Here is a 22,470-nt window from a genome sequence, read left to right as displayed (position 1 = left end):
TATTGATTATTTAACACTTATAATACAAAAATTACTTTTATTAAAAAGCATATAAACTTCTATTTAGCTCTGTTCATATCCCCGCTTAAAATAATTAATGATTACATCCCACTTCATTTTTGACAAATCAATTTTTTAATAACATTTTTTGTTAGAAAATCTAAATTTCGTTGTTTTTTATCCAGAAGCCTTAATATACATTTGATATTATTCTAAAATTTATAGCTCACTATTCGAACATTTTGTGAAAATCACCAAAAAACATCACAAACTACTAGTAGTAGGTATTAATTTCCTGTGTTTGTTCCAAACACCGTGTTAAACTGAAGGGGTTTAACAGATCTACTCTAATAACATTAATGAAATGGGGTATTTACTTGAACTTTCCACAATTAAAAATCGGGCATATGATGCCAAAGGTCCCAATTCTACAGGGAGGAATGGGCGTAGGCATTTCATTAAGTAAACTTGCATCTGCAGTTGCAAATGCTGGAGGAATTGGGATTATATCAGGAACTGGTATTTCCATAGATGAAATGAGAATGCATATTAGGAAGGCGAAAGAAAAGATTCGGAATACTGGTTATATTGGAGTAAATGTCCTTTTTGCAATGAATGATTTTGCTGAAAAAATGAAAGCAGCCATTGAGGAAAAAGTTGATTTCATCATATCTGGTGCTGGCATTTCACGAGATATGTATACTTGGGGGAAAAATGCCGGCATACCAGTTATTTCAATAGTATCCTCAGCCAAACTCGCTAGATTATCTGAACGCTTGGGTGCGGCCGCTGTTGTAGTAGAGGGGCATGAAGCAGGAGGACATCTGGGTACCGATCGACCTTTATTCGATATATTACCGGAAGTAGTTGCAGCAGTCAAAATTCCCGTAATTGCTGCTGGAGGAATTATGACTGGGAAAGATATTGCTCGTGCCTTAAAAATGGGTGCATCTGGTGTGCAAATGGGTACAAGATTCGTTGCAAGTAATGAGTGTGACGCACCACTATCCTTTAAAGAAAAATATATAAATGCTCGATTAGAAGATACCATATTAGTCAAAACAACTGTCGGGCTCCAAGGTCGTGCGGTTAAAAATAACTTTACTAAATTAATAGCTGATAATAATAAAAAGATAAAAATAAAAAAGTGTATAAATTGCTTAAAAAACTGTTCTTATCGTTTCTGCACGCTAGATTCTTTGATAACCTCTATGGATGGTGATTGTGAAAATGGTCTTGTTTTCGCAGGTGCACGAGTAAATGAAGTCCAAGAGATATTGCCCGTCCAAACAATTATTAACAATATTATGATGGAATATAGAGCATGTATTTAAGGTAGAATCCATGTAAGTTTTTTAAAAGATATTTAATGTTGTAAATTCTTATTTTCCTGACGATACATCAACTAATAATTATACTCCGGACATTATTGGTCATAAAAAAGAACACCTACAAATGCTGTAGGTGTTCTTTTTTATTTATAATTGGATAATTTCTCTTATTTCTTCTATAGGTAACTTCGTAAATTTGGCAATATCCTCTACAGACATTCCGTTTTTATACATACCACATACCAATTGTATACGTTCGGATTTTTTGCCTTCTTCAATACCCTTTTCAATACCTTTTTTGATTCCTTGCTCCTCTGCGTGAGCAAACTTTGCAGCTTCATCCATTAGGGTTTTTTCCCTCGCTTCATAGGCTTGTCGGAATGTCGAATCTTGACTCATTCGCTCCCACTTATTCATTGCTTTTTGTAAAATCGGATCTTGATTCATCGCAATGTCCTCCAATGTTTGAGTTAAGTGTTCATCTTCATTTGCCGGAAGTAATAACAGCCAACGAACAAATGAATCTTCCCACGGATTAACTTTCTCTTCCCGCCATTGTTCCATTAGTTTAGGAAGCTCTATAACATGAATCTCTATATCATCACTAAACTGCTTTTGCTGTTGTACATTCCATAGCTTTCCCGTTGTATGAAATTCCTCATATTCGGGAAAAAGTACGAAGTTTAACAAATTAATAGTAATTGTTTTACTAAGAGAGCTGTAAGGCATCCCTTTTTGTAACTGTGAAGTATATAATTTACCCCAGTAATACAAACTTCGTTTAATCATGTCGTGATTATTATTCAGCTGAATTTCTACGTTTACTTTAGTACCTGTGTCTAATGTGGCTGAGACATCTAAAATTGATAATTTATCATCCTCGTGTTCTCGATGTAAATGTGGATCCTCTAATTGTAGTGACATAATAGGTGATTCTAATGAATTCTTTAGCATGGCATTTAAAAATGTGATAAGAATATCCTCACTACCACTTGTCCCAAATAATTGCTTAAAAGCAAAATCAATTCGTAAATTTACTAATGACTTGGTCATGACTTTCCTCTTCCTGTCTAAGAAACTCTCTTTTCTTTATTGTACATAAAAATTAGGTAATCATGCAAATAGGAACATTCACAAAAGATAGCGCTATCATTCTTTTCAAAAATATATATTCACTAGAAAATAGAGGTAAAATTAATAGTTAATTTGGTGAATTATAACATATATTATCTTTAAATAATACCCATTTGAAAAAACAATGGATTATTTGTTACATAATTGTTAAATTTAGGGATATAAAAAAGGCTTTCTATATAAAAAATAGAAAGGTGATGGTGTACGGATAAAATATAAGGGGGATTTATATTATGTTTTCAAAAAAACAAAAATTAGTAACAGTGGTTACCACTCTGACGCTAGGATGTGGATTAGTTTTCGGATTAACTCCTACTTCCGCAGATTCTATAAGTAATCCTACTCCTATTAAGGAAGAACAAGTAAGAATACAGATACCTTTTACTGGATATGTTATTTCAGCAGATGATAATTATTTAGTTGTAGCTGACACTAATACAAAAGAGGAGGCACTTTCTTATCAAAATAATTGGTGGGAATTAGCTTCTCAGAATAAAATTTTACGTGTTCCTATTACTAGCAAGGATAACTATAGCGTAGGTGAAAAACTAAATATATTTTCCGTAGGATGGACTCACTCTATTCCACCAATCGCTGTTATGCCTGTTATCGAAAAAATAATTGAATAAATTATATATTTTTTACAAAAGAAGATAGCCATTACAAATGGCTATCTTCTTTTAAACTCATTTATTCTAAATTGGACTAAAGAATTCTTGTTTGTAACTATCTTTATAAATTTATGCTATAACAACACTTGTGCACTTTTTTATTTACTGAACCATGCCTTGTTCTTCCTTCTTCATAGCTCTAATGGATTGAGCTACTTTAACCATCATAGAACATTCTATTCTCTTTCGGAAGATTTTACAGCTGAACTCATGTGTTCCCTTAAGAGAACCCGTTGCATGTATTGTATTAGCTGGACAACCGCCACTACAGTAAAGCTGTGCCCAACATTCCTGACATTCCGGTTTTGAATAGCAATTACTTTCCTTAAACTGAGACTGTATCTCTGCTTTTATAATGCCATCCCATATATTCCCCATACTATATTCTTCTTCTCCCACAAACTGATGACAAGGAAATATCTCCCCCCACGGGGTAATAGCTAGATATTCAGTCCCTGAACCGCAACCAGAAATTCTCTTTTGAACGCACGGACCTTCTGAAAGGTCGAGCATGTAATGATAAAATGTAAAACCATTTCCTTTTTCCTCACGGTTTAGCATTTCTTTCGAGAGAATTTCATACTGATTGTAAATTTCCAGCAGGTCTTCTTCACAGAGCGCATATGGTTCTTGGGGATTACAGATAACAGGTTCCATTGAGATTTTGTTAAAACCTAAGTCAGCGATGTGATAAATATCATTGGTAAAATCAACATTATTATGGGTATAGGTTCCACGTACATAGTATTCTTTATCTCCACGCTTCTCAACAAACTCCTGAAATTTTGGAACGATATGATTATAGCTACCTTTCCCATTGACAGTTTTACGAAGATAATCATGAACTTTTTTTCTTCCATCAAGGCTTAATACAACATTGTGCATTTCTTGATTTAAGAATTCAGTAATTTCATCATTAAGCAGCATACCATTTGTAGTAAAGGTAAAACGAAAAGTTTTTTTGTACTCTTTTTCTTTATTTCTTGCATAGGCGACAATCTGTTTGACAGTTTTCCACGCCATGAGTGGCTCCCCACCAAAAAAATCAACATCGAGATTTCGATGATTACCTGAGTTTTCTAATAGAAAATCTATGGCTCTTTTTCCAACTTCAAAACTCATTATGGCTCTATTTCCATTGTATTTTCCTTGGCTAGCAAAGCAGTATTCACACGACAGATTACATGTATGCGCGACATTAAGGCAAAGAGCTTTTACATAAGTGGGACGATTTATCAAATCAATTGAAAGGTCACTATAATCATCTTCGGTAAAAAGCTTCCCATCTCTTTTTAGTTCTTCAATATCCGCAATTGTTTCTCGAATTTCCTTCTTGGAAACGTGGAAATCATATTTATACTTTTCCTGCATTATTGACAGGATTTCTTCCATAGGAGTATTCTGATATAGCATAATTATTTCATAAGCAAGATCGTCAACGACATGTACGGATCCGCTATAAGTATCTAACACGATATTGTATCCATTTAATTTATATTGATGAATCATACTGGATAACCAAACTCCTTTTTCATAAAGATTGCCACCTAAATAAAATATAATTGAATACTATACTTCTTGTTTCCTATTTATTGTATTTTCACACTTTTGATTTGCAACTCCACATGAGGTTTTACAAGCAGACTGACAAGATGTCTGACATGCACCACACCCACCATGTTTTATAGTATCTTGCAGTTTACAAGTGCTCAGTGTTATAATTCTTTTCATTGTTTATAACCTCCTTTTGAAATAATTTTGAAGAACTAAGGTATATGTTTGTGGTTTTTTTCACAATCATATACCTTAGTTCTTCAATTTCCCACAAATTATTACTAATATCCTTATATATTAACGAATTACTTTATTTTACGTTCCTTTCTTTTAACCTTAATTTAAAATATCACGAGAAGGTTGAATATTATCCATTTAACAGTTACATATCGCAAAGCTACATATAGAATAATATTTATTGTAATTATTTATACATTCACAAATACGGTACGTGAAATTGCAACATTTATCTTATAATAAATATGGGCGTTTATAACTTTGTGCTACAACTATAAAAAGTCAATCCCATTGGAATTGACCTTTTATAAACTGTGGCAACAGAAGGATGTCATAAAACTAGGATTTGATATTGTAGCATTTCATTTGTGAAAAGTATAACATGATTAACTAAGAATAGATGTGTCAATCCTTGGAACATTAGCTATAACTTGATTTTTTGAGTATATATAATAGTTAGTGGGCTATAGAATTCATCCTATATCACTATTAATAATTAGCGTTTTTTAATAATAAAAAAGGATGTCTAAAAAAATTCTATTTTTTTGGACATCCTTTTTATCTATTTTATTAATAATCCTGTAGGAGTAACTTGATATGTTTTTTTCTTGCCTACAAATTCCTGTTTACTATTCTCAAGATTAGTAAGTGTGGCACGGGTCTTTTCCTTCTGTGCTTCTCCCTCTATATGAGTAAACTCGATATAATCCCCTACCTTAACTGGAACGGTTTGGCTTTCAGCATTTTGTTGTCTATTTCCTACAATTTCTTTATTGTACAATATATTGCCCGATGAGTTTTGAACTTTAATGCTTGCATACGTACTAGTAAAATAGGAATGGGGGATACCCGCTTCTAATTTAATCTGCATTTTTTCTGTTGCTTTGTTATACTCTACTTTTGCGATTTCTCGATCATTATATCCCTTTAAAGACCAGTTAAATTGATTTCCATCTAAAACTGTTGTTTCTGGCATTTTTTCTACTTTCTTCAGGCCTTCTTTTGTAACTTGATATCTTGCTGTCTTTCCAATGGTTTCATTTTTGTTATTTTCAAGGTTAATTAAAGTCGCTCTCGTCTTTTCCTTTGTTGCTTCCCCTTCTATATGAGTAAGTTCAATGTAATCACCTATTTTAACGGGCACAGTTTGGCTTTCAGCATTTTGTTGTTTATTTCCCACGATTTCCTTATTGTACAGAACGTTGCCAGAAGCATTCTGGACCTTAATACTCGCATACGTACTAGTAAAGTAGGAATGGGGTACACCTGCTTCTAGTTTTACCTTCATCTCTTCTACTGTTTTATCATAATTTACTTTTGCAATTTCTCTATCACTATATCCTTTTAATGACCATGCAAATTGATTTCCATCTAAAATTGTTGCTTCTGGCATTTTTTCTACTTTCTTTAGACCTTCTTTTGTAACTTCATATATGGCTTTTTTTCCAAAGCTCTCTTGTTTACTATTATCTACATTTGTGAGAGTAGCTCTATGCACACCTTCTAGATGTGTTAACTCTATATAGTCTCCTACCTTGACCGAAACTTTTTGTGATTCAGCATTTTGTTGTTTGTTTCCATAAATCTCTTTGTTATAGACCACTTTACCTGCTGTGTTTTGCACTTTAATACTTGCATATGTACTATCAAAGTAGTTATGTGGTACACCTGCTTTTAAATCAATTTGCATTTCTTCTGTTGATTTATTTAAATTTACTTTTGCGAATTCAAAATCTCCAATCCCTTTCAGCGACCATGCAAACTGGTTTCCTTCTAAAATATTATTTACATTAGGCATATCTGGTTTAATTGGATTAGAATCCGTCCCCTTCCAAATCTCTGCTGTTAAAACTGGATATCCTAATGCAGCTACTTTTTGAATGGTATCGTTATTTGGACGTAATCCCCACTTCTCAAAGAAAGGAATCAAATTTTGTTTGGCTACTTTTGATGCTGAAATCATAAATAATTGTTTTTTATTTTCATCAGTTTGTGGAAGTTCACTTGAAGGCATGTCTCTATACAATTGATGCAATTTAGGATAGAAATCCTCTCCATACGCTAACTGTAGTTGCCAAAGCATAACAAGCTTTACAAAAACATCGCTAATTTCATCATAATTTTTATTCACTTGTTCTAGATATTGAAATGCTTTTGGATAAATTCCACTTTTCTCTAAGTTGGATGGTTGATTAAATGCTTTTTCTACAGAAAGGCTGTATATATTATTTTGTACTTCTGTCATATTATAAAACTTCCAGGGCGATTGTTGTCTCAAATGTCCTGCCTCATGCCAAGGGCCCCAGCCATCTGTTATAAATTTATTAATATCTAACACGTATTGGATTGCATCTCCTACATATGCTGTTCGATAAGAAGTTGCATACATATAATAATCAGGAGAATGATTTTCTTCTACGTAATGAACATAATGTTTATCTACTTGTTCTTCCGATAATCCAGCTACTTTGTCTTGAATTCGAGTAGCTTCATCCATCTTTTTTAAGAGTTGTACAGGATCTGTATTAGAACCCAACAAATATTTCTTAACACGTGCAGGGCTGGCCGTAATTAATACACGTTCGCCTTTTAACTCCACTGCATGTGCATTTGGATATTGGTCCAGCATGTTAATTAAATCTTGTTTCGTATGCTTTCCTAGTTCAAAGAAAGGCGTAGTCGTTCCACCTGTTGTGATTGTTGTTCGAATGGTACCACCTTGTTGTTTATTATAAAAATAAATCATCCCCCCATTTGGAGATTGGATTGTGTTTATACCAGGTTTTAATGTAAATGATTTTATCTTTGAATCTTCTCTCCAAGAAGCATCATACGAATACGTTCCAATATATACCTGAATATCTTGATTACCTTCCACATTAATCGTTATTTGTTCATTTGGCTTTGCATATAAACCAGTTGGTTCATATGGACTAAATGCCATACTTTTTCTTTCCTGTTGTTTCAGTACCTCAACATCCCCTTTTCCTGGGACTGTAAATATTCTATTTTCTGATTTAACTGATTTTTCACTTTGCAGTGATGTCGATAAATTTTTTTGCTGCTGCGTTTCCTCTGCAAAGACATCTGATGAAGAAGTCATTCCAGAAGCAATTATAGTTAATGTTGCAGTAGCTACTAGTATTCTTTTGGTTTTATACTTTGATTTATTCCCCATAGTATCTCCCTCTCATTTCCTTGATCAATTTAATAGTTTTGGTTTCTTTAGCATGTACTTACGTGCAAAAACAGTTCATGAACTTGTATTTATTACTTTTTTACATAGTCCTCCCTTATTCTATTTATAATTATATTTTGATATTATTTTATGACACATATTAATACAACTTTATAAAATATCAATCAATAATGAGCTTTTATGTTTTGATTTGGTATTCTTAACTATCTTATAAATCAAATAAATTACATAAAGGTATTCATTTCGTATGAATAATACTTTAAATCAAATTATTTTCAGATTAATAATTCACAAAAAATTAATATTATGTAAAATCCTATCAAGGAAATAAATACAAATTGATTTGTCATATATACATTGAAATCACTAAGACATTTACTATCATCCGAATAATTAATTCCTTTTTCTATTTCAGTTTAATTTTTTAAGTTATTAGGAGATAAAAAAGTGAATCTATTTTGAAAATAGATTCGCTTTTTTACGTATAACATAAACTTTCAAGTTCTTTTAATTGAATTTTTTATAAAAAGAAAAGGTACTTCCCAAAAGAGAAGGATCCTACTTGCTCAAACATGTAGGTCGTGATAACTTTTGTCTCTAATATATCTCATTTATAGTTTGTTTAATTGACTATGTCTTTTAGAATACATAAAATATACTATTATCCCTATAAATAACCAAATGCTGAAATAAACCCAGGTTTTTAAAGGTAGATTTACCATTAAAAATAAGCAACATGTTATTGAAATAATCGGTAAAATTGGTACCAGTGGTACCATGAAACCACGTTTTAAATTTGGATGTGTTTTACGAAGAATAATAACTGACACACCAACCATCGCAAATGTTAATAACGCTCCAATATTCGCTAAATTCGATAATTCTTTTAAATCGATAAATCCAGCAATTAAAGCACTACCAATACCTGTTAACCAAGTTGAGAATACTGGTGCTTCTGTCTTCTTATTAATTTTCGCAAACGATTTTGGTAATAAACCGTCACGACTCATCGCAAAGAATACACGTGTTGTTGCATAAATGTAAGCGAAAATTACAGCCATAATACCAATTACAGCTCCAATTGCGATTATACCCGCTACTTTATCTTGTCCTACAACTTCTAATACGTAGGCCATTGCTTCTGGTACATCTAATTCCTTATAAGAAACCATACCAGTCATAACAAGGCAAACTATAACATAAATAATTGTACAAATAACTAGCGAAGCAATAATACCAATCGGTAAATCACGTTGTGGATTTTTTACTTCTTCAGCAGACGTTGCTAACGCATCAAATCCTAAAAAGGCAAAAAATACTGCAGCTCCTCCGGCAAAGATTCCGCTTATACCATAAGGTGCAAACGGGATCCAGTTTTCTGGTTTTACGTAAAATATACCAACTGAAATGAATAAAACAACAATACCAATTTTTATTAATACCATTGCGTTATTCACTCGCTTACTTTCTTTCGTTCCTTTTGATAATAACCAAGTTAATAACAAAGTAATGATTACTGCTGGTAAGTTAACGATTCCACCTTGTGTTGGAATTGTTAAAAGTGATTTTGGTATCTCAATCCCAAACCCGTTTAATAAGTTTTGAAAATAGCCTGTCCATCCACCCGCTACTGCGGCAGTTGTAACTATATATACAGACAATAAAGTCCATCCCATTAAGTAGGCTACAAACTCACCAATCGTCGCATATGAATAGGTGTATACACTACCAGAGACTGGAAGAGCAGATGCGATTTCCGCATAACATAGGGCTGCAAACCCACAAACAATTGCAGCAATCATAAATGAAAAAATAACTGCTGGACCCGCATCTCTTGCGGCTACTAATCCAGTTAATACAAGTACTCCTGTACCAATTATTGCACCAATCCCTAGCATGGTAAGATCAAATGCTCCCAATGTTTTTGTCAAAGTCTTACTTTCACCATCTTCCAATAATTTCCTTACCGATTTTTTCCTAAATAAGTTGGCCATAACACACGCCTCCATTTATTAAAAAAGGAGCTAAGATATCGTCTCCTAGCTCCCCTTAAGTAAAATAATTTTATTTTATAAGATTATTCAATCGTTATTTTACCTCATTGGCAACAAAGAAATGCTCACATACAGTTGAAATACGTTTTAAATCCACATTGCCACCTGAAATAACCGCTACTACTTTTTTACCTTGTACATATTTATCAACTTTGCCTGCCAGAAGTGCGGCTGTGGCTAACGCTCCCGCTCCTTCTACGACAGCCTTTCCGCGTTGCAATAAGTCTTTCATCGCTACTTCTAATTCTTCTTCCGATACAGTTACAATTTCATCTACTAGGTCTTTTACAATTTCAAAAGTTAAATTTCCTGGTATTTTTACCGCACAACCATCCGCTATTGTTGGTGCTTCATAGTGTTCTAAAATTCTCCCCGCATCATAAGAAGCTTTCATTCCATGAACATTATCTGCTTGAACCCCAATAATATTAATGGAAGGATTAAATGATTTCAGCGCTACAGCAATTCCTGAAATAATTCCTCCTCCACCAATAGGTACAATAACAGTATCAACATCCCACATATCATCCAGAATATCTAACCCAATTGTCCCTTGGCCAGCCATTACTTCTACATCATCATATGGATGTAGGTATGTTTCGCCTGTTTCTTTTATAATCTCTTCACACTTCGCTTTTGCATCATCAAACGTATCACCGTATAAAATAACTTCAGAACCATATCCTCTCGTCGCATCCACTTTAGCTTGCGGTGCAGAGGTTGGCATCACAATTTTACTTTTGATTCCTAGTAAATGGGAAGATAGTGCAACACCTTGTGCATGATTTCCAGCTGAACAAGCGATTACACCACGTTCTTTCTCTTCATTTGTTAGTTGGGAAATTTTATTAAATGCACCACGAAATTTAAATGAACCCGTTAACTGCATGTTTTCCAGCTTTAAATAAATTTCTCCACCCGTTTTACTAGTTAAATAGAAAGATTTAACCAAAGGTGTTTTTCGGGCATTTACATCAAGAATTTCTTTGGCTTTTTTAATGTCAGTGATATCTAACAATACTTTTTTGGTAATCATACTAACACTTCTTTCAATTCTTTAAAGTCCAAACCTAGCGTCATACCTAAATTTTCGTAGGTAATAATACCTTTATATACATTTACCCCAGATGCTAATGATGATTTATTTTGAATTGCAATTTCTAATCCATCTTTAGAAATTGCTAATAAATACTCAATATTTCCATTTGCCAACGCCATAGTTGAAGTACGTGGGGTGGCACCAGGCATATTTGGTACTGCATAATGAATTACGTCATGTTTAATAAATACAGGATTATCATGAGTTGTATAATGATCAATAGTTTCTACTGTACCACCTTGATCTATTGCGATATCCACAATGACACTTCCTGGCTTCATAGATTGAACCATATACTCTTTAACAATTTTAGGAGGGCGAGATCCTGGTATTAAAATTGTTGAAATAAATAAATCTGCTTCTTTAATCGTTCGCTCTAGATTTTCAGTATTAGATTCAATTATATTTACTTCTTCTGTTGCGTATTGCTTTCTTAAATATGCAATTCTTTCTTGATTAACCTCTAGGATTGTAACACTACATCCAATTCCAATTGCCATATCACAGGCATTAGTTGCAGCATTCCCTCCACCTAGGATTACAACTTTTCCGGCTGGGATTCCCTCAATACCTGATAATAAAATCCCCTCTCCTTGATGTTGTTTTTCTAAATAATAAGCTCCCATAAATACCGCACGTCTTCCAGCAATTGCACTCATAGGTTTTAATAATGCTAAATTTCCATCCTCACTAATAGTTTCACCAGCAATCGCAGTAGTACCAGCATTTCTCATTGCTTCTACACACTCTTTCGACGCAGCCAGATGTAAAAAGCCCCAAACGATTAGATCCTTTTTAAAGTAATGGTATTCTGCAGGTAGTGGTTCTTTTACCTTTACTACCATATCAACATCCCATGCCTGGCCTTGATTTACTATGCTTGCTCCTGCACTTATATATTCATCATTTGTATAACCAGAACCTAATCCAGCATCTTTTTGTACTAAAACTTCATTTCCAGCTGAAACTAATTTTTGAACATTTTCTGGAGTCATCCCTACACGAGCTTCCCCTTTTTTTATCTCTTTCACTACACCAATTTTCATATCTACACATCCTTTTTTAGAGTGAGTTATAAATTAAATTAATTATTGTCAGATAAATATAAGATTCTAAATATTCATCCTTACAATATTTTTCAAATATAATTTAATTTATAACATTGGATTGCACCTACAAGATACCATTAGTAAAAATAAGAGGTCAACAATTTTGTGAAACATTTCACAAAATGTTTTATTTAGTTGATTTTCTATATTTTATATCGAAAATATGATTGAATCCCTCAATACTTTGTGATATTCTTCACAAGAATATATCTTCTCTTTTGAATTTCGATTTACCATTTTACTATATCACAATATTAAAATACCTCATTTATTATTATTATTCATATAAAAGAAATCTCGTTTTTAACTTCATGTTTCGGGTTAAATTAAAGAATTTCTTTTAATGTATAATTCATTGAATTTTACTCGCCTCAAATCATGTGAAAATTTTCACATGATTTGAGGCGAAATTAAACTTTCTTTACTTATACGTTTAATTTCTTTTTTATTTAGTATCTGAAATGTATTCAAATTCTCTAGCTGGTAAGGATGAGGGGCGGCTATTTGTATGGATACAGGATATACTATCAAATAATTTAACAAACAGGATAAAGAATTCATAAGAGAATTTATATATTTTTCTAATTGGGAGTGATTATTTTGTCACAACAACAACTAAAAAAGGATATTGGTTTCTTTGCAGCATTAACCACAGTTATTGGTACCGTTATCGGCGCCGGAGTATTTTTCAAGCCCACTGCATTATATGGAGTAACAGGAACAGCTAGCCTAGGATTACTTGCATGGGTAATTGGTGGTATCTTGACCGTTTGCGCAGGACTAACTGCTGCTGAACTATCTGCCGCTATTCCTGAAACGGGGGGAATGATGGCATATTTAAAGAGGACTTATGGAAACTTAACTGCTTTCTTGCTTGGCTGGGCACAAACTGTCATATACTTCCCTGCAAATATTGCAGCTCTTGCTATTATTTTCGGGACACAAACGGTTAGTTTATTTGGCCTAAATGTTAATGAACACAAAATGCTAATTATCGCAATTGCAATTATCACAGCAACATTTGTAACTCTTATGAACTTTTTAGGAGCTAAAGCAGCTGGTGGAATCCAAATGGCTTCGACTATATGCAAATTGGTTCCATTAGCATTGATTATTATTTTTGGATTACTACACAAAAGTGACGTTACTTTTCAGCTTTTTCCAATTGAGGCAGGGCCGAACAAATCTATGATATCTGCCCTTGGATCTGGTTTACTCGCAACAATGTTCGCCTATGATGGATGGATTCATGTAGGGAATATTGCTGGAGAAATGAAAAACCCTAAAAAAGACTTACCTAAAGCAATCGTATTAGGATTATCAACAGTAATGGTTGTTTATTTATTAATTAATGTCGCGTTTCTAATGGTCATGTCTGCAACATCGCTCGCAGGTACTGATACACCCGCTTCTCAAGTAGCTACAATTCTTTTTGGAGCTATGGGAGGAAAACTAGTTACCATTGGCATTTTAATTTCCGTATTTGGAACGATTAATGGTTATATTATGACAGGAATGCGAATTCCTTATGCCATGGCTATTGAGAACAAACTACCATTTAGTAAATGGTTTGCTACACTATCTAAAAATAGTCGGGTCCCTTATAATTCTGGTCTATTTATGCTATTTATTTCAATTATTATGATGGCCGTCGGCGGATTCAATACTCTTACTGATATGTTGGTATTTGTAATATGGATATTCTACACAATGACATTCCTTGCTGTATTTATCTTACGAAAAAGAGAACCTGATCTTGTACGACCTTATAAAGTTCCATTGTATCCTTTTATACCATTAGTTGCTATTATTGGCGGATTGTTCATTGTTATTAATACCTTATTCACTCAACCTCTACTAGCTTTATGTGGAATAGGTCTAACAGCACTCGGCCTCCCTATTTATTACACTATGCGTAAAAAGGTACAATTTGGTTTAGAAAATCATAACGAGTAGACCAGTCTTTCTTAAAGATGTGATACAAAATTTTATGATTAGATTGCAATTAATAAATAGTCTATTTTACTTCTTTATCCTTCTAAAAGATACATTAGTCTAACAAATAATAAACAAGGAGAACCCTTTTTGGGTTCTCCTTGTTTATTATTTGCCAGTGTTCTAGTTTTTTACCCTAAGTTAATTTACGCTTTATCCATGTTGCATTCCTACCTTTAGAAACCAATTTAATATATCCCTGTGAATTTAAAGCGTGTAATGTTTTATTTATAGTACTTTCACTTATGTCTGGATGCATGTTTCGAATATTTTCTTTAGTAAAAGGATGATTTTGCCTGTCTATGTATTTCTCAATTCTTTTTCTTTTAGTATGAGTGCTTATACAATTTTTTATTAAATTACCTAATTCTTCATATGCATCTAAAACAATATCTAAAAAAATTTTCATCCAGAAAACTACATTATGATCTCCTTGATGCCAATTAGCTGCAGATTTATACAGAGCATCATAATAATCTGATTCATATTTTTTAAAATATTTCTCTATACATGTATATTTTACAAATGTATATCCACTTTCAATTAATAACCATTGAATTAATATTTTTGCTAACTTGCCATTCCCTTTATTAAATGGATAAATACATAGGAAATTTAATATAAATTGAGGAATCAGTAGGAGCGGATGAAAATTCCCTTTAGCCCTTAATGTATTATATTGTTCGCATAGCTGATACAAATATTGCGGAACCATATCATATAAAACAACTGTACTTAATTTGGATTGATTATTTAACATTGGAATACACGATAATACAAGTTCGTTTTTTCTCCAATTACCACTTTCAGACGTTGAATAATTCAGTAATTGGAAATGCAGTTCTTGAATTGTTTGTGGTTTAATAGGCAGTTTGTGATTTTCTTTTTGCACAAGTTCTAATGTTTTGCAATAACAAAATAAAGCGTCCTCTTCCAATGTTTGAGGGCTAACATGATTAGAAACAAATTTTTTCAACTGTTTATTTGAGAATGTAAACTTGTCATATATATTAGGAAAAGTTTTAATATATTGTAGGGATATACTCTTTTCCAAAAGATTAAAGATCTCTGGTTTTTGAGTTTGATATGCTGATATTTCTCCTTTATATTCACTGATTTTACTTATAATATTTATTAGTTCCCTTTTAAATTCTAAATTTGTATATTTTTCTTCAAAGAAATTTCTCATCTCGTTCCCTCCTTTCCCTACGGTTTATTGCCAACTTTGTATGCTCCATTATCCCCCTAATTTTCACATTTCCTACTGTATGCTTATTGTTTTATAAATGCCCATTAAGGATGTAATTAAACGGTAGCCAGATGCACACAGGGACCGCTCTCTTCTTATTAATGTATGTATTAGATTGCTAATGTTAATTAATAAATAAAAAGGCACTCTCTTAAATTTTTAAAAAAGTGCTTTTTATTTAATCAAATTTGTCTGCATTTAGTGCCTTAATAGAAAGTATACACAAAAGGTATCAATCCTTTGTGAAAGACATAACATATTTAGCTATAAATAGTTATGTTGATTCTAAAAATGTTCAATCTTGATATGTTATGAACTAATATCATGAAGGCCATTAACTTCTTAATAATGTTTATAAAATGATTCTTTACAAGGCGAAAGTACTGTATTTCAGTTTAAACAAACATTTTTCTATAGTATTTAATTTCAGATTACATTAGATTAGATACATTTAAACTTTTGCCAAGCATTTATATATCCGACATAATATAATAAGATAAATTCACCTTATAGTATTGGTGACATGGTTTCTTTTAATGTATGTACAGAATGATTAAAGTTAAACTTTTCTTCCTCATTTAACTCAATTTCTATAATTTCCCGAATACCTTGACGATTTATAACAGCAGGAACTCCTATATATACATCATTATGACCATATTCATTTTCAAGGTATGCAGATACTGTTAATACACTATTTTCATGATGTAGAATTGCCTTTGTGATACGTAATAAAGACATTCCAATTCCATAACAGGTTGCTCCCTTACGTTCAATTATATGATAGGCCGCATCACGTGAACGAACAAAAATTTCGTCTAAGTCACTTTGATTATACTGACTTTTATTTTCTAAAATGGTTTGTAGCTTTTGAACGCCAACTGACACATGACTCCAAACCGGAAGCTCCGTATCACCATGTTCACCAATTATATAAGCATGAACATTATGAGAATCGATTTCAAAATATTCTCCTAACATGTAACGGAAACGTGCAGAATCAAGTGTTGTACCTGAACCAATTACGCGTTCTTTCGGCAATCCAGATTCTTTCCAAGTTACATATGTTAAAATGTCCACTGGATTTGTTGCAATTAAGAAAATACCATCGAATCCGCTTGACATGACATTACGTATAATTTCTTTAAAAATCTTAGTATTTTTTTCAACTAAGTCTAAACGTGTTTCACCTGGTCTCTGTGGCAATCCGGCTGTTATTACAACAATTTGTGCATCTTTACAGTCCTCACAGCTACCCTTCCATACTTTTGTTGGTGATGGTGAAAAAGGAATTGCATGACTTAAATCCATTGCTTCTCCTTCTGCTCTTGCTTCATTTACATCTACAAGAACGAATTCTTCTGCCAACCCCTGATTAATCATACAATATGCATAACTACACCCTACGGCCCCTGTACCAATTAAAACTACACGATTAATATTTTTATTCATTTATAGATCCCTCACTATTTATGTTATGTTTTTGTGCATTGTTGTTATTCTAATAAAAAGAGATTTAATTGATTTTGAATAAACAAATAATGAACTCGAAATACATTAATGTTCAATACCACATAGTTAAACTTAAATTCCTTTTCATATGTATTTCCAGCAAATATTGCTCCAACATTATTTCTTATTTAACTCAAAAAAATATTATGTATAGCTTCACTAGATAAGATAATTTTTCTTTATCTACATTTCAAAGATTCTTTGATATTCTGTGAAAAATCTAGTTTATACATCTAGTTAAATAAAATTGTTAACGCTTACATTTTTATTAAGATTCACTAACGGATTATCACTTTTCATAATGACATTCATGCTTATATTATCTTCATTCAAATCTAATTACTGCAAGTTTTTATTTTGTATATCGAAGGTTATTTCACCTATTTTAGCAATCCCCCCCTAAAAGCACTTCTATACCAAACAAAATTTTTCAAAATTCATTTTCTAGTAAACCTCCCACTGATTTTTTAGAGTTTTCTGTAATAAATTCGACATGTGATCTTGCATTTTATATTAACAAATTTAGGTCACATAAGTTGTGAATGTTTTTTGTATATTTCCCTTCCCTTATATGTCTAACAAAAACAAATAATATATTTTATAAAAGAAAAAAATATATTTAAAAGAATTATTAAAACGGGATTTCCGGCTAATTAGGCCAACTGATATAAAAATAACATTCAAAATAATTATGTTATTTTTATACGAAAATGATTATATTAGTAGCTTAAATTTTTATTTGTGTTTGTAATGGGATGTTTTCCTCACATTGAGATTCAACTAAATCGCCCTTCTGTTCAGCTGTAGGGTTGTTTTGGGTTATATAATGATATACCATGCCAACAAATACAGATCCACCAATAATATTTCCAATTGTAACTGGAATTAAATTATAAATAGCCCCACTAAAAGAAATAGTATTGGGATGTGGCGATACCAGGGAGATTGCAAATAGCGATAAATTTGCAATGCTATGTTCATATCCAGATAAAAAGAATGTAAAAACCAATAACATCATAACAATTATTTTTGCTGTATCCCCTTTTACTTGAGAAGGAAGGAAGCATGCTAGACAAACAAGCCAATTACATAAAATAGCTTTGAAAAATAGCTGTATTGTCGGTGTATTCATTTTTACTTCAACAACATTACTTATCAAATGTTCATATTCAATTTGATTAAAAATACCAGTACCATAAAATAATAACGCAAAAAATATTGCACCTACCAGATTACCTAAAAAACAAGCACCCCAGTTACGACAAGTATCTAAGACCGTTGTTTTTTTTCGTAAGGTCGAAATTGTAAAATACATTGTATTCCCAGTAAATAATTCCGCTCCACCATATATTATTAATATAAGTGCAATTCCAAAAAATAAAGAAGCACTTAAATAAGTTGCAGGTGAATTTAAAACGTGAAAAAAATCCCCTAATTTAAAACATAATACTATAATAAATCCAATATAGATGCCGGCTAGTAATGCACGAACAAAATATTGTATTGGGTTTATATCTAATATTTGTTTCTTCTTTTGTGCAAGTTTTATAGCATCAGCTATCCCTTGTTCTAACATAAAATTACACACTCCTTTAATTCATGGTTATTATAAATAATCCTAAGAATAAGCTACATGTTTCAATATTCACTTTCAAGATTTTGTTCAATATTTCACAAAATAAACATACTCACTTTACAAAATGATTCAAATGATGTGCAATCTGCTATATTCACTAAATCCTAGAAGGTGCATAATACACGAATATACCTAGTGAATATAGAATAAAAGAATAATTAATCTGGTATAAAAAGTTTTAATTTATCATGTTTAGGAAAAGCACTCCATCTTAATTTTTACTTACTTGTATAGTGACCTATCAGGAAATTATTCGCATTTATACATAAAAAAACTTTAATTATAAGGTTACAGTGTGTTTGTATGCGTTATTCTTTAAAAATTGAAGAAATACTACTAGCAGCAAACATATTCAACATTTTCCATCTGAAATATCTTAGTAACATTTTTAAAATTTCCTCTAACCTATGAGTTTAATGGGATCATCTTTGTATCTCATTACCCGAATAAAGATAATTTGTGACATATTTTAAAATAAACTATATATCAAGCAATCTGCTTTTTAAAATTGTTATAATATGAACGAACATCTTTGCTCAACACTTCACAATCGAAAGGAGAAATTGATATAAGAAAACGAAAACGCTTAGTAATAATCGGTAATAGTATATCTAGTTTACGCTGTATTGAAGAGATTTTAATACAAAATCCTAATATGTATAGCATTTCTATTTTCAGTGATGAACTCTATCCTCTCTACAATCAAATAAACACTATTTCATTACAATTAGATATTAAAAATAGAATACAAAAGCAATATAATTGGTACAAACAACATAATATTAAGCTTTTTACAAACGAAAAGGTAATAGAAATTGATCGTGAGGACGAGGTCATTGTTACAGATAAACGCCGTATTGTTTTCTACGATAAACTCATCATTGCAACAGGATCTACTGCTTTTATTTTTCCCGTTAAAGGACTGCAATTATTGGGAGTAAATAAACTTAGAACAACTGAAGAAATTCAATTTCTATTAAATATTAAGAAGCATGCAAAAAAAGCTATTATTATTGGTAATGGCATGCTCGGTCTAAAAATTGCACAAAATTTATTTGATTTTGGAATAGACGTCCACGTAGTTCATTTCAGTTCACACTTAATGGCAAAACAAGATATCTTGGCTTGTTCATTACTATGTAACAAGCTAAAAGCAAAAGGGATTCAATTTCTCATGGAAAAAAACACGGTTAAAATCCTAGGTACAGACTATGCAGAGGGGATCCAATTCGAAGATGGCACTATTAAAAAATACGATTTAATTGTAATACCTATTGGTAGGCGACCTAATACACATTTAGCAAAAAAAGCTGGCTTATATGTTAAACGTGGCATAGTTGTTAATAAGTATATGCAAACAAATGATAAATTAATTTATGCAATTGGTGAATGCACTGAACACAATGGTATTACATTAGGATTTCCAGCCCCCCTCCACGCACAAGCTACTGTATTAGCCGAGCATATAACAAATGTACAGACAAATACTCTTTTTGCATAATTTCTTAGTTAATTAAAACTAATTCTTTATAACTTTTATCTAAAAAACTCTTCTTAATAATTGTTTAAGAAGAGTTTTAAACCTTTGAAAACGTGTTAAAGAGAACACTGTAATATTGACACATTTGCAACCCCGTTACGTATTAAATTAAAGTATTAATTTAATTAAGGAGACATATTAAAATGCAACGACACAAAAGTATTTATCTATTAATTATTTTATGCACGGTATTATGTATAATAACTCTAGTCCATAAAGGTGAAAATAATAGCGTTAAAAATACAACATATGAGATGGATAAACTTGTTAAAATTGATAAAAAAAACTATCTTCTAAAGAGAATAATCCTTTAGAAGTCCCTTTGATTTTACAAAATCCAGAATTAGAACGTGGATGCGAAGTTACAAGTTTAGCAATGCTTTTAAATTTTAACGGTCTATCCGTTAATAAATTAGAGTTAGCTGAAAATATTAAATATGTACCTTTTCAAAACAATGGATTGATGGGAAATATGGACGAAGGATTTGTTGGAGATATGTATGACATAGATATGCCTGGTTTAGGTGTGCATATTAAGCCGATTTTAGAGTTAGCCAAATTATACATATCAGAGAATTGTATTATAGACTTAACCGGAAGTAATCCTGAGGATTTATATAAAGCAATTGATAAAGAACACCCTGTTTGGATTTTAACAAACGCGAGCTTTCGCAAACTACCTGATTATGAATTTCGTACTTGGAAAACAAATATGGGTGAGAGACAGGTTACATACCGTCAACATAGTGTTTTACTAACTGGATACACCGATCAATATGTATACATTAATGATCCATTAGATACGGAAAAAAATAAAAGAATTGATAAGAAGGATTTTGAAGAAGCATGGGTTCAATTAGGCAGACAAGCCCTAACTATCATTCCTTAAAAAAACACAGAGCTATAAGATTTGAGATAAACTTTAAATTACTAATTTCTCATTATATAATTATTATATAATAATCCCTATTTTACACGAGAATCACTAACGTTATTTAATTATATAAAATTAAAGGACACACCTATACCATTGGAGTGGTACCTAAGGTGTGTCCCTCGCATAAATCAAAAATATAAGATAAAATAATTTGAAATTTATTTTTTAAATTTGATGATAAGGCATGTGATATTTTGCGGCTCAAAAAATCCATACCTTATCAATTAAACCGATTGGTAACACATATTCCCTTTTTCGTGTTTTACTCATATATAATGATTTTAAGAATTCATATAATTAAAATACTTACTAATTTGTAATAACTCCTCTTTTATATTCTGAGAAAGGGGTCTTTTGTCAGAAACTGATAAGTCTTCTAATAGCTAACTGATTTTTTATTATTATTTTCTTATTTCCAACAGAGGCCATGAGCCCTAAACTTTCAAACTTATTCAATTTACGACTAATAGTCTCTCTTGTTACCCCCGCATAATTTGCCAATTCCTCTCGTGTCAATGGCAAGTTAATAAGTATTCCATCCTCTGTACTTTTGCCATATTTATCACAAAACTCCAATAGTATATGAGCAATTCTAACTTCAGGATTGTTTGTCGCTAAATTTTGCACTAAATTCTCTATCTTAGCTAAACGTTTTGTGACAACTTTTAACAACTTTAATGCAATACTTGGATTTCGTTCCATTATATAATCCATATTTTCTTTTTTTAGCATACAGATATGAGTATCTTCTATAGCATATGCACTAAAATTACTTTTTTCATCATAATTAAATATATTTAATTCACAAAAGGATTCACCACTTGTTAGTATATGCAATATTTGCTCTTTCCCTTGAAGAGTTAGTGTACATAGCTTTACTTGTCCACTATTAATAATAAATAATGTATCTGATTTATCTCCCTCAAGAATTAATGGCTGACCCTTTTTAAACTTCCTATGTTTTGTCATTGAAGCTATATTACTAATTTCCTCTTCGGAAAGGGTCTTAAAAATTAGTACTTTTCTTGGGCAAAGCTCTCTTGATTTTTTATGATTATCGTCCATATTTTCTCACCTTACTTTAACTATAGAATTAAAAATATAATGATATCCAAGGTTATTATAGACATTTTTATCAAATATTGCAGTGATCCCAATCACAACTATATGTTTATAAAGACAGTGATATACACTATCTTCATAAACATATTTT

The 22,470-nt window shown here is 31.8% G+C and carries 15 protein-coding genes and 1 pseudogene; 5 read left to right on the top strand and 11 right to left on the bottom strand.

Going from position 1 to position 22,470, the window contains the following annotated elements:
* Window positions 1-359 precede the first annotated feature (359 nt).
* Window positions 360-1,334: an NAD(P)H-dependent flavin oxidoreductase gene (locus MHH27_RS29040; RefSeq protein ID WP_340945117.1), complete on the top strand. Its 975-nt coding sequence runs from the start codon at window positions 360-362 to the stop codon at window positions 1,332-1,334.
* 144 nt (window positions 1,335-1,478) lie between these two features.
* Here MHH27_RS29040 and MHH27_RS29035 read toward each other — a convergent pair whose 3' ends face one another.
* Window positions 1,479-2,384 (bottom strand): Rpn family recombination-promoting nuclease/putative transposase, encoded by a 906-nt coding sequence (locus tag MHH27_RS29035; RefSeq protein WP_340945115.1) that lies wholly within the window; start codon window positions 2,382-2,384, stop codon window positions 1,479-1,481.
* A 314-nt stretch (window positions 2,385-2,698) separates the two neighbouring features.
* Between MHH27_RS29035 and MHH27_RS29030 the strand changes: the two genes are divergently transcribed.
* The gene (locus tag MHH27_RS29030) at window positions 2,699-3,094 is read left to right on the top strand and encodes a DUF3221 domain-containing protein (protein WP_000491774.1); all 396 of its coding nucleotides are present in this window, start codon (window positions 2,699-2,701) and stop codon (window positions 3,092-3,094) included.
* Window positions 3,095-3,238: 144 nt separating this feature from the next.
* On the opposite strand, the gene scfB is transcribed toward MHH27_RS29030, so the two are convergent.
* The 6 genes from scfB to ald all read right to left on the bottom strand — a co-directional run bounded on the left by scfB (window position 3,239) and on the right by ald (window position 12,325).
* Window positions 3,239-4,645 (bottom strand): thioether cross-link-forming SCIFF peptide maturase, encoded by a 1,407-nt coding sequence (gene scfB, locus MHH27_RS29025; protein WP_340945113.1) that lies wholly within the window; start codon window positions 4,643-4,645, stop codon window positions 3,239-3,241.
* A gap of 60 nt (window positions 4,646-4,705) precedes the next feature.
* Window positions 4,706-4,867: a six-cysteine ranthipeptide SCIFF gene (gene scfA / locus MHH27_RS29020; protein WP_000821353.1), complete on the bottom strand. Its 162-nt coding sequence runs from the start codon at window positions 4,865-4,867 to the stop codon at window positions 4,706-4,708.
* 622 nt (window positions 4,868-5,489) lie between these two features.
* Window positions 5,490-8,105 (bottom strand): putative mucin/carbohydrate-binding domain-containing protein, encoded by a 2,616-nt coding sequence (locus MHH27_RS29015; protein ID WP_333724817.1) that lies wholly within the window; start codon window positions 8,103-8,105, stop codon window positions 5,490-5,492.
* A 632-nt stretch (window positions 8,106-8,737) separates the two neighbouring features.
* The gene (locus MHH27_RS29010; RefSeq protein ID WP_098212137.1) at window positions 8,738-10,120 is read right to left on the bottom strand and encodes an amino acid permease; all 1,383 of its coding nucleotides are present in this window, start codon (window positions 10,118-10,120) and stop codon (window positions 8,738-8,740) included.
* 94 nt (window positions 10,121-10,214) lie between these two features.
* The gene (tdcB, locus tag MHH27_RS29005; RefSeq protein ID WP_029442949.1) at window positions 10,215-11,216 is read right to left on the bottom strand and encodes a bifunctional threonine ammonia-lyase/L-serine ammonia-lyase TdcB; all 1,002 of its coding nucleotides are present in this window, start codon (window positions 11,214-11,216) and stop codon (window positions 10,215-10,217) included.
* A complete protein-coding gene (gene ald, locus MHH27_RS29000) occupies window positions 11,213-12,325 on the bottom strand; it encodes an alanine dehydrogenase (protein ID WP_098329581.1) in 1,113 nt (370 codons plus the stop codon). Before ald ends, tdcB begins: the two co-directional genes overlap by 4 nt.
* A gap of 663 nt (window positions 12,326-12,988) precedes the next feature.
* Here ald and MHH27_RS28995 point away from each other — a divergent pair.
* Entirely contained in the window at window positions 12,989-14,344 is a 1,356-nt protein-coding gene (locus tag MHH27_RS28995; RefSeq protein WP_097925525.1) for an APC family permease, read from the top strand.
* 175 nt (window positions 14,345-14,519) lie between these two features.
* On the opposite strand, the gene MHH27_RS28990 is transcribed toward MHH27_RS28995, so the two are convergent.
* The 3 genes from MHH27_RS28990 to MHH27_RS28980 form a co-directional block, all read right to left on the bottom strand.
* On the bottom strand, window positions 14,520-15,572 hold the full coding sequence (locus MHH27_RS28990) for a Fic family protein (protein WP_098283005.1): 1,053 nt from the start codon (window positions 15,570-15,572) through the stop codon (window positions 14,520-14,522).
* Window positions 15,573-16,139: 567 nt separating this feature from the next.
* Window positions 16,140-17,084 carry an L-lactate dehydrogenase gene (locus MHH27_RS28985; RefSeq protein ID WP_001038829.1) on the bottom strand — a complete coding sequence of 315 codons (945 nt, stop codon included), beginning with the start codon at window positions 17,082-17,084 and terminating at the stop codon, window positions 16,140-16,142.
* A gap of 787 nt (window positions 17,085-17,871) precedes the next feature.
* Window positions 17,872-18,720 (bottom strand): formate/nitrite transporter family protein, encoded by an 849-nt coding sequence (locus MHH27_RS28980; RefSeq protein WP_340945100.1) that lies wholly within the window; start codon window positions 18,718-18,720, stop codon window positions 17,872-17,874.
* Between the two features lie 628 nt (window positions 18,721-19,348).
* Between MHH27_RS28980 and MHH27_RS28975 the strand changes: the two genes are divergently transcribed.
* Complete coding sequence (locus MHH27_RS28975) at window positions 19,349-20,281, top strand: FAD-dependent oxidoreductase (protein WP_001231611.1); 933 nt, start codon at window positions 19,349-19,351, stop codon at window positions 20,279-20,281.
* A 182-nt stretch (window positions 20,282-20,463) separates the two neighbouring features.
* Window positions 20,464-21,209: pseudogene (locus MHH27_RS28970) on the top strand (C39 family peptidase).
* Window positions 21,210-21,614: 405 nt separating this feature from the next.
* Here MHH27_RS28970 and MHH27_RS28965 read toward each other — a convergent pair.
* Window positions 21,615-22,322 (bottom strand): Crp/Fnr family transcriptional regulator, encoded by a 708-nt coding sequence (locus tag MHH27_RS28965; protein ID WP_000342564.1) that lies wholly within the window; start codon window positions 22,320-22,322, stop codon window positions 21,615-21,617.
* Window positions 22,323-22,470: the final 148 nt, after the last annotated feature.

The sequence above is a fragment of the Bacillus sp. FSL L8-0152 genome (assembly GCF_038006365.1).
In the GTDB taxonomy this organism is placed as follows: domain Bacteria; phylum Bacillota; class Bacilli; order Bacillales; family Bacillaceae_G; genus Bacillus_A; species Bacillus_A cereus.
This window is presented reverse-complemented; position numbering and strand designations above follow the sequence as displayed.